This is a genomic window from Salegentibacter profundi, assembly GCF_054121475.1.
Map to the genome: position 1 here is coordinate 1 of NZ_JBSYGG010000011.1, position 12,342 is coordinate 12,342.

Sequence of the window (12,342 nt, forward strand, 5' to 3'; positions counted from 1 at the left end):
AAAACCGGATGTGTGGTGAGCGCCGAAGAGCACAACTTCCTTGGAGGGCTTGGAGAAAGCGTAGCCCGCACCTTAGCGGAAAACCATCCAGTTCCGCAGGAATTTGTAGCTACCCAGGATACTTTTGGTGAAAGTGGTACACCTGAGCAATTAATGGACAAATACGGACTTAATGCCGAGGCTATAATTAAAGCTACTGAAAAAGTTTTAAGCAGAAAATAAAATTCTGTTTTTCAAATTTTTAGAAGCCTTTCATGGATATCCCTGAAGGGCTTTTTTTATTTTTCCAGAATAAACGGCACTGTTTATGCGTTATGGAATCCCTAACTTAAAATTGAATTAATATGAAAAAGCTAATAATTATTGCTGTGTTTCTAACCAGTACAGGCCTGATGGCCCAGGAAGCCAATTTTGGTATCAAAGGGGGAATCAACTATGGAGCCGCCGGGGACTACGAAAATGCCGAAGCAGGCTTTGAAGATGCAACCACTATAGAAGGAAAAAGCAAATCCGGTTATCATTTAGGTTTATTCGGTAATTTTGAAGTTGCAGGAATATTTCTTCAACCCGAACTGCTTTATACCAATCTCAATACCGAGTATGAAACCTTTGACTATAAAATAGACAAGATCGATGCACCGGTATTGGTAGGACTGAATGTTTTTGGGCCTCTAAATATAAAAGCAGGTCCTTCTTTCCAGTATATCATAAGTAACGAACTTGAAGATACCAGCCTTAGCATTGGAGATCCAGAAAATGAGATCACTGTGGGATACCAGCTTGGTGCCGGTCTTAATTTCGGCCGCTTGGGCTTCGATATTCGATATGAAGGTGCCTTTAAAGAGAATACAGCTTTTAGTGAGACAGCATCAGAGAATTTCAGTATCGATTCCCGGCCATCACAGTGGGCCTTGAGTTTGTCCTATAAATTATAATATTGCATCACAAAAAAAGGCCTGGAGATTCTCCGGGCCTTTTTTTTGGTAGGTAGCTATTCTTTTAGAAAGTATCAGGATCCAGGTAATCTGGTGTCCCATTGCTATTGGCATCAGGAAATTCAATACTTCCATCCTCATTAATTACAATTTCATCCCGGGTCGGAGTTCCATCGCCGTCATCATCTTTATCGGCGAAATTGGGTGTCTCATCCTGGTCAGTATCATCATTTCGCAGGTCTCCATCTTCATCAATATCTTCCATCCAGCTGGGAATACCATCTCCATCGTGATCAGCCTCATTCACCTGCAGCAGATTTATACTAAAGATAAGCGGACTATAGGCGGGAATTCTGGCTTGAGAATTAGAAAAATAACCTAATCCAGAAGGCATAAATACGGCCCCAATCCCATAATCATTATTAAAACTTACTGTATTATCAGGGTTTATCGAATATCCTGAAGCTTCCCTAAATTCAACCACCCCCTGAGTGAATCCATCAATTAGGGAAATCTGATCAAACCAAACCGGCGTTTTTGCATTATCGAATGTAGAACGATCTAACAGCTCACCGCGATAGGTCACCAGGGTCGAATCGGCAAAACTTGGTTGGTCTCCGGCACCTTCTCTTACTTTAAGGACATATAAATTATAATCAACATCATCCTGACTATAGGTTTTCTGGATAAGTTTATCAGATTCTATTATGGGGGTCTTATCGGCATTATCTCCGTCAATTGTGTCAAATCGCACTATATAATCAAAATCTTCCGATGGATTTTCAAAATCCTCATAATTGTAAAAATGCGTTTCAAGGTAAGCTCTTAAAGCCTGATCATCTTCTATGGCCTGCGCTGCTTTATCCCTTTCTGGCACCTCTTCTATTGCGTCATCATCATCACTACAGGAAACAAGGACCAAGCTTAAAACAATACTTGTTAAAATTAAAGATTTCAATTTCATCATTATTTTATTTTGGGGCGCAAGATACAATATTCTTGTATTTTTGTTTAAGGATTAAACCGCAGTTTTATGAGGATTGACAAGTTTTTATGGTGTGTAAGATATTTTAAAACTCGAAGCCTTGCCACACACGCCTGTAAACAGGGAAAAGTAAAAATGGAAGGTAACAATGTAAAGGCTTCCAGGGAAGTTTTTCCCACCGATAAGATAAGTGTGCGCAAAAATCAAATCGATTATCAACTTGAAGTTCTGGATATCCCGCCAAGCCGGGTTGGTGCTAAACTGGTGAATTTATATGTTCTTGATGTAACGCCTAAAGAAGCCTTCGAAAAACTGGAACTACTGAAGTATTCCAAAGATTATTACCGCAAAAAAGGCACCGGCAGGCCCACAAAAAAAGACCGGCGCGATATTGATGAATGGTTTGACAATAATGATCCATCAACTTCCGATGAATAAAAAACTCAATTCCGGATTCTGGGAAGATCGCTATAGGGAAGGGAAAACGGGATGGGATATCGGACAAATATCTACCCCGCTTAAGACCTACATCGATCAGCTCATCAACAAGGACCAGAAAATTCTTATTCCAGGGGCTGGGAATGCCTGGGAGGCCCAATACCTGTTCTATAAAGGTTTTAAAAATGTTTTCGTGGCAGACCTGGTTAAGGCCCCCCTGGAGAATTTTGCTCGACGTTGTCCTGACTTTCCAAAAAAGCAGATCCTGCATAAGGATTTTTTTGAAATTAAAGGCCAATTTGACCTCATCCTGGAACAGACATTTTTCTGCGCACTGCCAAGAGCAAAAAGACCAGCCTATGCTAAAAAGGCTTTTGACCTACTCAAACCAGAAGGTAAAATTGTCGGGGTGTTATTTAACTTTGAATTCACCGAAAACGGACCGCCCTTCGGGGGTAGCAGAAATGAATATTTAACGTATTTTAGCGAGTACTTTAATATCGAAATTCTGGAACCGTGTTATAACTCTATTAAGCCACGCCAGGCTAATGAACTCTTTTTCAAATTCAAAAAACTATGAAAAAAGGTGTATTGATCTTAAATCAGGAACAAATTCAGCATAAAATAAAACGTATCGCCTACCAGATCTATGAAACCAATCTGGAAGAAAAAGAGATCGTGTTGGCCGGGATATCGAAAAACGGTTTTGAGTTCGCCCAGCGATTAAAAACCTGGTTAGAAAAAATTTCACCTCTAAAGATAAGTCTCTGTGAGGTAAAAATCGACAAGAAAAACCCCCTGGGAACAATTACAACCTCCCTGGAAAAAGCCGATTACCAGGACAAATCGGTTATTTTGACTGATGATGTGCTTAATTCAGGAACTACACTGATATATGGAGTTAAGCACTTTCTTGAAGTCCCATTAAAACGCTTCAAGACAGCCGTACTTGTGGACCGAAACCATAAGAAATATCCGGTCAAGGCTGACTTTAAGGGAATATCACTTTCGACATCAATTCATGAAACCGTCACCTTGACCTTCGAAAAAGGAAATGACAAAGCAGAGTTATTTTAATTTCTCCGTGATCTCATTCAAAATAACTTCGGGCCTGGCCTGATCCACGTTTACGATAATATCTGATTGATGGTAATAGTATCCTCTTTCAAACATATGTTTTCTGATGAATTCCTCCAGGGCTTCCCGAGTTTCCAGGTGGCTAATTACAGGCCGATGAATCTTTTCCGGAAACAGGCGACGGGTTAATTCTTCTACCGAGGCCTTCAGGTAAATAATTTTCGTATTCGGAGTTTCCTTGATGAGTTCAAGGTTTTTTCCATAACATGGCGTACCTCCCCCCAGGGAGACCACAAGATCTGATGGATCCTCCAGCACATCTTTAAGGGCATTGGTCTCTAGCTTTCGGAAATAAAGTTCACCTTTTTTATTAAATATATCATGGATACTATTTCCTTCCATGATTTCAATCTGATCATCAAGGTCTAGAAAATCGTGATTCATTCGTTTTGCAAGTTGCTTCCCCAAAAGGGATTTTCCAGAGCCCATGTATCCGGCAAGAAATATTTTCATAGTATAAATTACTCGTTTTTAGATGTATTGAAAACAATTGCAAATTTATATGAATTTTGTCTTGAAAAATAAATTTATGAATGTATATTTGCACCCGCATTCGCGAAACGACGTTTGCCCTTATTGATCTGGTAGCTCAGTTGGTAGAGCATCTCCCTTTTAAGGAGAGGGTCCTGGGTTCGAGCCCCAGCCAGATCACTTTTTGAATTAATGATCATTTTAGGTAAAACTCCGATAAGCTTCGGGAGTATCACACGAAATGAAAATCAGTGGGATGGAAAACAGGGAGCCCTGACCAGATCACGGAAATTAGTTCTTTTAATAAAAATCAGATCTGGTAGCTCAGTTGGTAGAGCATCTCCCTTTTAAGGAGAGGGTCCTGGGTTCGAGCCCCAGCCAGATCACTTTTTGAAGTGGAAACTCAAACCACTTATGAAGTTCTGAATTCTTTTGAATTCAATGTACTGATACCCCATTGAAAGTTAGATTTTCGAATCCTGCTTTTGCCCGGGTGCTGGAACTGGTAGACAGGCATGGTTGAGGGCCATGTGTCCATTAGGGCGTGCGGGTTCGACTCCCGCTCCGGGCACTATTTTCTTTTACTTTTTATCCCATTATTTTCTTTATTACTCCAAAAAATCGGTAAGGCGGATATTTTAGGCTTATATCGATCTTTGTAGACGAACTAAGCACACTTCTTTCATGACTAAAGGCTAAGAAACTTTGATAACCATGATAATTTCCCATACCACTATACCCCACACCACCAAAAGGCATTTTATGATTGGCGATATGCAGTAAGGTATCATTGACACAGGAGCCTCCAGAAATCGTTTTATCAAGAACTTCCTTGGCTTTTCTTTTATCACCAAAATAATATAATGCCAGGGGCCTTTCATTGGCATTTATATAAGAAATAGCCCCGGAGGTATCTTCAAATGTCATTACTGGTAGGATGGGTCCAAATATCTCTTCCTGCATAATGCGGTCTTCCGGCTGCACCTGGTCAAGAATAGTTGGCGCAATAAACCGGGTGGATCGCTTCGACTGGCCCCCAAAATAAACCTCTTTTCCTTCCAAATAGCCTATAAGCCTCTCGAAGGCCTGGTCATTAATAATTCTTGCGTAGTGACTGCTGTTCCTTAATTCTTCCCCAAACATCTCCTTATAGGCTCCAACAATCTTTTCTAACAACACCTTTTTTACAGACCCATGCACTAAAAGGTAATCGGGAGCGATACAGGTCTGCCCGGCGTTAATTGCCTTTCCCCAGGCTATGCGCTTTGCGGCAAGATCAAGATCAGCATCTTTATCGACTATACATGGACTTTTACCACCGAGCTCCAATACCACCTTACTAAGGTGGTCTGCAGCGGCCTTCATCACTATTTTACCAACTCTGGAACTCCCAGTAAAGAAAATAATATCAAAAGGGAATTCAAACAAGGCCTGATTGGTTTGCTTCCCGCCCTGCACCAGCGAAATATATGATGAAGGAAAAAATTCTTTTATCATTTCCTCCAATACTCTGGAAGTATGCCTGGAATCGGGAGAGGGCTTTAAAATAGCACAACATCCGGCAGAAATCGCACCAATAAGAGGGTTAAGCGTCAACTGTATGGGGTAGTTCCAGGGAGAGATGATAAGGGCCACCCCTAAAGGTTCATACCTGATTTTTGACTTGGAGGGAAATAGTACCAAGGGAGAGGATAATTTTTTCGGCTTAGCCCAGTTTTTAAGTTTTTTGAGGTGAAAATCTATTTCCTGTAAAACGATACTAATCTCGGTTAAAAAAGCCTCCTCCCTGCTTTTGTTTAAATCCTCGTAAAGCGCCTGGTATAACCGATCTTCATAATTGAGGATAGCCTTTTTCAGGATTCTTAGCTGCTCAAGCCTGAAAGCAACCGCTTTTGTGCTCTGGGCACCAAAGAATTCTTCCTGGCTTTTAAAAATTCCTTCGATCGTTGTTTTAGATGTTTCTTCCATATTAAGTAGTCTTTCTTCCTTTAAATTCATCCATGGTTTTATATACTCCAAGAACCTTTCCTACAAACCAATCATAAAACCAAATGGGAAAAATTCCCTGGGAAAATCTCACAAATCTCATACTCCAGGGCATGCTTAAAAATATTCGATTATGCTCAATGGCCCTAATAACTTTAGAGGCTACTTTTTCTTCCTTCAGTATGGGTATCAAGGACCGAACCCCATCAAACATACCTGTATTGATATAATAAGGCGTTACCGTGGTGACGTTTATCCCAGTTTTGAGTGCCTTCATTTCTAGTCTCAAACTATCGGACCAGCCCGTTATGGCCCATTTACTCCCAGCATAAATTGCCATTTTTGGATTTGAAACCAAACCTGCCGAAGAAGCGATATTACAAATATGGCCATACTTTCTATGAATCATACCAGGCAAAATTTCATGGGCAAGATGCATTGGCGCCAGGGTATTCACAGCCATAGTATTATTAATGGCCTCAGAGGATGATTCATGAAAATTACCTCCATACACAATTCCCGCATTATTGATAAGGATATCCACAGGCCCAATTTCGCGATCAAGCCTAGCCACAAGTTCTTTGATTTCCTGCTCATCGGTAATATCAATTTCAAAGGCATGAACCTGGCCGTAAGCCTGGAGCTCCTTCTGGGTTTCTCTGAGCTTCTTACCATTAATATCCCAAATGATTAATTTTCCACCCTTTTCCAGTATCTTCCGGCCCATTATCTTGCCAATACCGGAAGCGCCACCGGTAATAAGGACCAGACTTGAACTAATTTTGGTCATATTTATTTTTAAATTTTTGTTTAATTATTTAACTACTAAATTAAACAATTTAACATTTTGATAATTCATTTCAATTCCTTTATTCTGTAGATTTGCCTATCTTTAAAATACTATGGAATTAATAAAACAGAACTTTAGCATAAAAGACCTTGAGAATTTAACTGGGATCAAGGCTCATACCATAAGAATTTGGGAAAAAAGATACAATATTCTCAATCCCGATCGCACGGCTACGAATATAAGGACTTATGATAGTTCCAACCTTCAGAAACTCCTGAATATTTCATTTCTAAATGAACATGGTTATAAAATTTCCCGCATCTCAAAATTAAGTGAAGAAGAAATCAATAAGATGGTTAGAAATATAAACGCTAAGGCCAGTACCGAAAACAGGGCTTTAAATGCGCTTAAACTATCCATGATAAATTTTGATGAAGAACTCTTCAACACCACCTATGATAGTTTAAGAAAAAACAAAAGCTTCAGAGAAGTTTTTCATCAGGTCTTTCTTCCATTTTTGGGAAACATAGGAATGTTATGGCAAACCGATACCATTAAACCCATACATGAGCACTTTATTGTTGACCTTATAAAGCAAAAGATCTATCTCCATCTTGCCGAAATTAAAAAAACCAATAAACCAAATAGTGATCGACTTTATGTCCTCTTCCTTCCGGAAAACGAAATTCATGATATTGGGATCATTTACCTTTATTATGAACTGATCTACCATCATAAAAATGCCATTTATCTGGGACCAAGCCTTCCACTCTCCGACCTTAGTTATCTGATGGAACGTCATGAGGATATATGTTTTTTGAGCTATTTCACTACCTCCCCCATCGAATTTAGCACCTTTGTTAAAGACTTTGAAAAACAGATTTGCCAGAAGAAGAATTATGAGCTGCTCCTATTTGGTCAGAAATTAAAGGATTTGGAAACCCGCGACCTCCCCCCATTTATCAAAATATTCGATAATCTCAACCAGTTTCTTTTGAGTCTATGAAAAAATCAGTATCTATCATTGGCTCGGGCTTTGCCTCCCTTGCCGCCGCCTGCTATTTAGCACGGGACGGTTATCAGGTGGAGATGTTTGAAAAAAATAAAACCATAGGTGGACGAGCCCGCCAGTTAAAAAGGGAAGGTTTTACCTTTGATATCGGTCCAACCTGGTACTGGATGCCCGATGTTTTTGAGCGTTTTTTCGCAGATTTTGGTAAAATTCCTGCTGACTACTACCAGCTTGAAAAACTCGATCCGGCCTATAAGGTTTTCTTTGGAAAATCACAGAGTATTACCATAGGTGATACCCTGGAAAAAATTTACAAGACTTTTGAAGCCGAAGAACCAGGAAGTGCAGCACAGCTTAAAAAATTCATCGATGAAGCCCTGGACAATTACAATATAGCGATCAAGGAGCTGGTATACCGCCCTGGGGTTTCTCCATTTGAATTGGTCACTCCGGCAACTGCCAAAAAACTTGGAAGTTTCTTCAGTACAATTTCAAAAGAAGTCCGAAAAGAGTTTAAAAATCCCAAATTAATTCAGATTCTGGAATTCCCGGTTCTTTTTCTAGGAGCCAAGGCCAGCAAAACCCCGGCCTTTTACAGCTTTATGAACTACGCCGATTTTGGTTTGGGTACCTGGCATCCTAAAGGAGGGATGTATAAAGTAATCGAAGGGATGGAGCAACTTGCCCAGTCTTTAGGAGTTAAAATAAATACCAGTGCGCCGGCTGAAAAGATCTTTGTAAAAAACAATACGGCTACAGGAATCCTGGTTAACGGAAAACGGATTGAGAGCGATTATATATTAAGCGGTGCGGACTACCACCATACAGAATCTCTTTTACCACAACAGCACAGACAATATCCTGAATCTTATTGGGAGAAAAAGACCTTTGCCCCTTCTTCCCTGCTGTTTTATGTTGGTTTTGATAAAAAATTGGATAACATCACCCACCACAGTCTCTTTTTTGACAGTGATTTTGAGCAACATGCTCGTGCTATATACGATGAGGCCCAGTGGCCGGAGGATCCTTTATTTTATGCAAGTTTTCCCTCGATAACAGATGCATCAGCCTCACCAAATGGCCAGGAGGCCGGGATATTTCTAATCCCTCTTGCGCCGGATTTGGAGGATTCCCCGCAAATAAGAGCACGGTATTTTAAAAAAATAATTTCCAGGTTCGAAGAGATTACACAACAAAAGGTGACCGATCATATCTTATTTTGGGAATCTTTTTGTGTAATGGATTTTAAAAAAGAATACAATTCCTATAAAGGAAATGCCTACGGCCTGGCCAATACACTTTTTCAAACGGCCTTCTTACGACCTAAATTAAAAAGCAGGAAAGTTCAAAACCTGTATTTCACTGGTCAATTAACGGTTCCAGGCCCTGGAGTCCCCCCTTCCCTTATTTCAGGAAAACTTGCTGCCGGTCTTATACAAAATTCAAAAAAATAGCTATGAAAGCAATCTTCGACATCCTCTCCCACACTTGTAGTAAAAGCGTTACTCATGCTTACAGTACTTCGTTCTCAACGGCCACACGAATGTTGGCACCATCCATAAGGCAGGACATTTACAATATCTATGGTTTCGTGCGATTGGCCGATGAGATAGTAGATAGTTTTCACGATTTTGATAAAGAGCAGCTTTTTAAAGATTTTGAAGGTGATCTCCATCAAGCTATTGAGAGAAAAATAAGTCTGAACCCGATCCTCAACGCTTTTCAGGAAACGGTACACAAATACAATATTGAAGCATCTCTTTATAATGCCTTCATGAATAGTATGCGGCAGGACCTTTATAAAACGGAATATAAAAACTTTGAGGATTATAAGGAATATATCTATGGGAGTGCAGATGTGGTTGGACTTATGTGTCTGAAGGTTTTTGTAAAAGGCGATCCTGATAAGTTTGCAGCTTTAAAGCATTCCGCAATGCGTTTGGGCTCGGCTTTTCAAAAGGTGAATTTTCTTCGTGATCTAAAAGCGGATTATGAAGACCTTAATCGCAGCTATTTTCCGCATACCAACCTGGCTCAATTGGATGAAGAAGGAAAAAAACAAATAATAGAGGAAATAGAAAGCGATTTCAAAAAAGGTTTTGAAGGTATTGCTCATTTACCTGTAGAAGCAAAGTTCGGTGTTTATACCGCTTTTATTTATTATAAGAAACTGCTTCACAAACTCAAAGCTACTCCACCTATGGAAATAAAAAACACCCGAATAAGAGTTTCTGATTATCAGAAGGTAGGTTTGCTCGCAAAATCGTATATTTCGTATAGATTAAACTTAATTTAAAATGAGCGCTTTACTCTGGATTGCAGTTTTTTTTGGCACTTTTGTGATCATGGAAGGGATGGCATGGTTCACCCATAAGTATATTATGCATGGCTTCTTATGGTCCTTACATAAGGATCATCACCGCAAAGATCACAGCCATTGGTGGGAGAGAAATGACCTCTTTTTCATTTTTTATGCTTTGGTAAGTATTGGTTTCTTCCTTTTATGGCGATACGAAGGGGTATGGTATGGACTACCCGTAGGCCTTGGAATTTTAGCTTATGGAATCACATATTTTACTGTACACGATATCTTTATACACCAGCGTTTTAAATTGTTTAGGAGTGCTAATAATCGTTTTGCTAAAGGCATAAGGAGAGCGCACAAAATGCACCACAAGCATTTGGGAAAAGAGGATGGTGAATGTTTTGGGATGTTATGGGTGCCCTTTAAATATTTCAAAAAATAACTTCCTAATTCCGTCGTTACATTGCTATGCAGGTACCTAAATATTTTTATGTTATTGTAGGAGGAGGACTGGCAGGATTGCAGCTTGCCCGGCAGCTTAGCCGGGATATTTTTTTTAAAGGCAAACAGATTGCGATCATAGATCCAGACTTTAAGACCCCTCCCAAAACCTGGTGTTTCTGGGAGAAAGGCAAAGGTCAATGGGACAGTCTGGTTTCAAAAACCTGGAATAATGGCCGTTTTATCACTAAGGAATTAGATAAAAAACTGGAATTGGAGCCCTATCAGTATAAAATGATCAGGGCCGAAGATTTTTACAGGAAAATCCTTGAGGAATTAGAAGCTTCAAAAGACATTAGCCTGATCAAGGATGAGATTTCAGAAATAGATCCTGTTACCCGGGAAGCCTCAGGACAATACACAAATTACTCGGCAACTCATTTCTTCGACAGTCGTGTGGATCCACAGTATCTCGAAGCGGGCAAACATAGCTTAATCTATCAGCATTTTAAAGGTTGGGAAATTGAAACTTCAGAGCCTATTTTCTCTCCTGAGGAATTTACCATGATGGACTACCGGCTAAAATATAAAGATGCAACAGCTTTCACTTATGTCCTGCCCTTTACTAAAAACAGTGCGCTTATAGAATTCACTTTCTTTACCCCTTATTTAACTCAAGAAGGAATCTATGATCAAATGCTTAAGAGCTATATAGAAGAAATCCTAAAACTTAAAGATTACCGTATTAAAACCACGGAAACAGGGATTATTCCAATGACTGATTTTCCTTTCGAAGAAGGAAACACTCCGAATATCACCCGGATAGGAACCGGTGGGGGTTGGGTGAAGGCTTCCACTGGTTATTCTTTTATAAACACTCAAAAAAGGGTGAGTAAAATTGTAGAAAACCTCAAGAGCGGAAGACTGCCGGGGGAAGGCCTGATTAATAAAAAATTCAAAAAATATGACGGGATTTTTCTCGACGTTCTAGCCAATAATAACCATAAGGGGGAAGAGATCTTCACGAAATTCTACACCAAAAATACACCAGAAGAGATCTTTAGCTATCTGGACGAGGAAACTACTTTTTCCGAAGACCTAAGGATCATGATGTCGCTTTACAGTTTCGATTTCATCAAGTCCTTTTTCAGAAAAAATTTCTAAAAAATTTATTCCGCGATGAGTTCGTCGAGTTTGTTCCTTAATTTTTGACTATTCCAATCGGCAGCGCCAATTTTTCTAATTATGATCGCTCCATTTTTATCGATTAGATAAGTGGTGGGAAGGGAATAGCCATCCATAGGTTTGGGATCCTGGGAAAGCATCCGGTAACTAGGAAGATCATAATCCTTTGAATCAAAGAACTTTTGCGTTGTGCTGTGCTCCTCTCCAGAGATAAAATAAAAATCCACCCTATCCTTATAATCCTCGTATAAAGCCTGGAAACTTGGCATTTCGGCAATACAGGGGGGACACCAGGTAGCCCAGTAGTTAACAATGACCACTTCACCTTGAGATTCCGAGAAATTAACCCTCTCCTTTTGGCTGTTTTCAAGAATCCAGTTATAATCTGCCAGTTTTTCGCGATCTTCTTCATCGGTTACCGACGGGCTAAAGGAAAACACTTTATTTACGAATATTTGAATGGGCTTACGGGTCTGGGGAATTATCAAAATTAGAATCAATACTATAAAAATAATATTGGACCATTGATTTTTGAAAAACTTCATAAAACAAATTTCAGATTTAGACGAGAAACAAAGGTAAACTTAACAAACCAATTTGGGGCAAAAAAAATCCCGCTGCAGCGGGATTTCATCTTTGATCGTAAACCTGGATGTT

15 protein-coding genes and 3 tRNA genes are annotated in these 12,342 nt (G+C 39.7%); 13 read left to right on the forward strand and 5 right to left on the reverse strand.

All coding sequences use genetic code 11. The features are described from left to right. Together ACW6NC_RS12815 and ACW6NC_RS12820 are read left to right on the forward strand one after the other, a co-directional pair. On the forward strand, nt 1–222 hold a 222-nt coding region (locus tag ACW6NC_RS12815; RefSeq protein WP_457866582.1), incomplete at its 5' end, for a transketolase C-terminal domain-containing protein. Between the two features lie 122 nt (nt 223–344). Beyond that, the gene (locus tag ACW6NC_RS12820; protein WP_457866584.1) at nt 345–935 is read left to right on the forward strand and encodes an outer membrane beta-barrel protein; all 591 of its coding nucleotides are present in this window, start codon (nt 345–347) and stop codon (nt 933–935) included. A 64-nt stretch (nt 936–999) separates the two neighbouring features. Here the strand turns inward: ACW6NC_RS12820 and ACW6NC_RS12825 are convergent, their stop codons facing one another. Continuing rightward, nucleotides 1,000–1,902: an FKBP-type peptidyl-prolyl cis-trans isomerase gene (locus ACW6NC_RS12825; RefSeq protein WP_457866586.1), complete on the reverse strand. Its 903-nt coding sequence runs from the start codon at nt 1,900–1,902 to the stop codon at nt 1,000–1,002. Between the two features lie 66 nt (nt 1,903–1,968). Between ACW6NC_RS12825 and ACW6NC_RS12830 the strand changes: the two genes are divergently transcribed. From ACW6NC_RS12830 to ACW6NC_RS12840, 3 genes are read left to right on the forward strand one after another with little or no spacing between them, the layout of a single operon-like run. Next, entirely contained in the window at nt 1,969–2,358 is a 390-nt protein-coding gene (locus ACW6NC_RS12830; protein WP_457866587.1) for an RNA-binding S4 domain-containing protein, read from the forward strand. Then, nucleotides 2,351–2,938, forward strand: coding sequence for a methyltransferase domain-containing protein (locus ACW6NC_RS12835; protein WP_457866588.1), 588 nt, complete (start codon nt 2,351–2,353; stop codon nt 2,936–2,938). Before ACW6NC_RS12830 ends, ACW6NC_RS12835 begins: the two co-directional genes overlap by 8 nt. Further along, complete coding sequence (locus ACW6NC_RS12840) at nt 2,935–3,435, forward strand: phosphoribosyltransferase domain-containing protein (RefSeq protein ID WP_457866589.1); 501 nt, start codon at nt 2,935–2,937, stop codon at nt 3,433–3,435. Before ACW6NC_RS12835 ends, ACW6NC_RS12840 begins: the two co-directional genes overlap by 4 nt. Here ACW6NC_RS12840 and ACW6NC_RS12845 read toward each other — a convergent pair. Further along, the gene (locus tag ACW6NC_RS12845) at nt 3,427–3,948 is read right to left on the reverse strand and encodes a shikimate kinase (RefSeq protein ID WP_457866590.1); all 522 of its coding nucleotides are present in this window, start codon (nt 3,946–3,948) and stop codon (nt 3,427–3,429) included. The two genes, ACW6NC_RS12840 and ACW6NC_RS12845, sit on opposite strands and share 9 nt — an antisense overlap. A gap of 125 nt (nt 3,949–4,073) precedes the next feature. Between ACW6NC_RS12845 and ACW6NC_RS12850 the strand changes: the two genes are divergently transcribed. From ACW6NC_RS12850 to ACW6NC_RS12860, 3 genes are all read left to right on the forward strand, one after another. Next, nucleotides 4,074–4,146: transfer RNA gene (locus ACW6NC_RS12850), tRNA-Lys, on the forward strand. 133 nt (nt 4,147–4,279) lie between these two features. Further along, nucleotides 4,280–4,352, forward strand: a tRNA-Lys gene (locus ACW6NC_RS12855). 101 nt (nt 4,353–4,453) lie between these two features. Continuing rightward, nucleotides 4,454–4,537 (forward strand) — tRNA-Leu (locus tag ACW6NC_RS12860). A 17-nt stretch (nt 4,538–4,554) separates the two neighbouring features. On the opposite strand, the gene ACW6NC_RS12865 is transcribed toward ACW6NC_RS12860, so the two are convergent. Together ACW6NC_RS12865 and ACW6NC_RS12870 are read right to left on the reverse strand one after the other, a co-directional pair. Then, nucleotides 4,555–5,964 carry an aldehyde dehydrogenase gene (locus ACW6NC_RS12865; RefSeq protein WP_457866591.1) on the reverse strand — a complete coding sequence of 470 codons (1,410 nt, stop codon included), beginning with the start codon at nt 5,962–5,964 and terminating at the stop codon, nt 4,555–4,557. Further along, on the reverse strand, nt 5,936–6,742 hold the full coding sequence (locus ACW6NC_RS12870) for an SDR family oxidoreductase (protein ID WP_457866593.1): 807 nt from the start codon (nt 6,740–6,742) through the stop codon (nt 5,936–5,938). Before ACW6NC_RS12870 ends, ACW6NC_RS12865 begins: the two co-directional genes overlap by 29 nt. Before the next feature lie 112 nt (nt 6,743–6,854). Here ACW6NC_RS12870 and ACW6NC_RS12875 point away from each other — a divergent pair, with 112 nt between their 5' ends. From ACW6NC_RS12875 to ACW6NC_RS12895, 5 genes are read left to right on the forward strand one after another with little or no spacing between them, the layout of a single operon-like run. Further along, nucleotides 6,855–7,748, forward strand: a complete 894-nt coding sequence (locus tag ACW6NC_RS12875; protein WP_457866595.1) for a MerR family transcriptional regulator — start codon at nt 6,855–6,857, stop codon at nt 7,746–7,748. Next, nucleotides 7,745–9,208, forward strand: a complete 1,464-nt coding sequence (locus ACW6NC_RS12880) for a phytoene desaturase family protein (protein ID WP_457866596.1) — start codon at nt 7,745–7,747, stop codon at nt 9,206–9,208. Before ACW6NC_RS12875 ends, ACW6NC_RS12880 begins: the two co-directional genes overlap by 4 nt. A gap of 2 nt (nt 9,209–9,210) precedes the next feature. Beyond that, nucleotides 9,211–10,050 (forward strand): phytoene/squalene synthase family protein, encoded by an 840-nt coding sequence (locus ACW6NC_RS12885; protein ID WP_457866597.1) that lies wholly within the window; start codon nt 9,211–9,213, stop codon nt 10,048–10,050. A gap of 1 nt (nt 10,051) precedes the next feature. Beyond that, nucleotides 10,052–10,501 carry a beta-carotene hydroxylase gene (locus ACW6NC_RS12890; protein ID WP_457866598.1) on the forward strand — a complete coding sequence of 150 codons (450 nt, stop codon included), beginning with the start codon at nt 10,052–10,054 and terminating at the stop codon, nt 10,499–10,501. A gap of 26 nt (nt 10,502–10,527) precedes the next feature. Next, complete coding sequence (locus ACW6NC_RS12895; RefSeq protein ID WP_457866599.1) at nt 10,528–11,664, forward strand: lycopene cyclase family protein; 1,137 nt, start codon at nt 10,528–10,530, stop codon at nt 11,662–11,664. Nucleotides 11,665–11,669: 5 nt separating this feature from the next. Here ACW6NC_RS12895 and ACW6NC_RS12900 read toward each other — a convergent pair whose 3' ends face one another. Continuing rightward, on the reverse strand, nt 11,670–12,230 hold the full coding sequence (locus ACW6NC_RS12900; protein ID WP_457866600.1) for a TlpA family protein disulfide reductase: 561 nt from the start codon (nt 12,228–12,230) through the stop codon (nt 11,670–11,672). Nucleotides 12,231–12,342: the final 112 nt, after the last annotated feature.

Excerpts from the sequence above, each read along its gene's own strand:
- ACW6NC_RS12880 (WP_457866596.1), top strand. The coding sequence starts at position 7,745 with ATGAAAAAATCAGTATCTATCATTGGCTCGGGCTTTGCCTCCCTTGCC.
- ACW6NC_RS12840 (WP_457866589.1), top strand. The coding sequence starts at position 2,935 with ATGAAAAAAGGTGTATTGATCTTAAATCAGGAACAAATTCAGCATAAA.
- ACW6NC_RS12870 (WP_457866593.1), bottom strand. The coding sequence starts at position 6,742 with ATGACCAAAATTAGTTCAAGTCTGGTCCTTATTACCGGTGGCGCTTCC.
- ACW6NC_RS12835 (WP_457866588.1), top strand. The coding sequence starts at position 2,351 with ATGAATAAAAAACTCAATTCCGGATTCTGGGAAGATCGCTATAGGGAA.
- ACW6NC_RS12865 (WP_457866591.1), bottom strand. The coding sequence starts at position 5,964 with ATGAATTTAAAGGAAGAAAGACTACTTAATATGGAAGAAACATCTAAA.
- ACW6NC_RS12830 (WP_457866587.1), top strand. The coding sequence starts at position 1,969 with ATGAGGATTGACAAGTTTTTATGGTGTGTAAGATATTTTAAAACTCGA.
- ACW6NC_RS12845 (WP_457866590.1), bottom strand. The coding sequence starts at position 3,948 with ATGAAAATATTTCTTGCCGGATACATGGGCTCTGGAAAATCCCTTTTG.
- ACW6NC_RS12825 (WP_457866586.1), bottom strand. The coding sequence starts at position 1,902 with ATGATGAAATTGAAATCTTTAATTTTAACAAGTATTGTTTTAAGCTTG.
- ACW6NC_RS12820 (WP_457866584.1), top strand. The coding sequence starts at position 345 with ATGAAAAAGCTAATAATTATTGCTGTGTTTCTAACCAGTACAGGCCTG.
- ACW6NC_RS12885 (WP_457866597.1), top strand. The coding sequence starts at position 9,211 with ATGAAAGCAATCTTCGACATCCTCTCCCACACTTGTAGTAAAAGCGTT.
- ACW6NC_RS12890 (WP_457866598.1), top strand. The coding sequence starts at position 10,052 with ATGAGCGCTTTACTCTGGATTGCAGTTTTTTTTGGCACTTTTGTGATC.
- ACW6NC_RS12895 (WP_457866599.1), top strand. The coding sequence starts at position 10,528 with ATGCAGGTACCTAAATATTTTTATGTTATTGTAGGAGGAGGACTGGCA.
- ACW6NC_RS12900 (WP_457866600.1), bottom strand. The coding sequence starts at position 12,230 with ATGAAGTTTTTCAAAAATCAATGGTCCAATATTATTTTTATAGTATTG.
- ACW6NC_RS12875 (WP_457866595.1), top strand. The coding sequence starts at position 6,855 with ATGGAATTAATAAAACAGAACTTTAGCATAAAAGACCTTGAGAATTTA.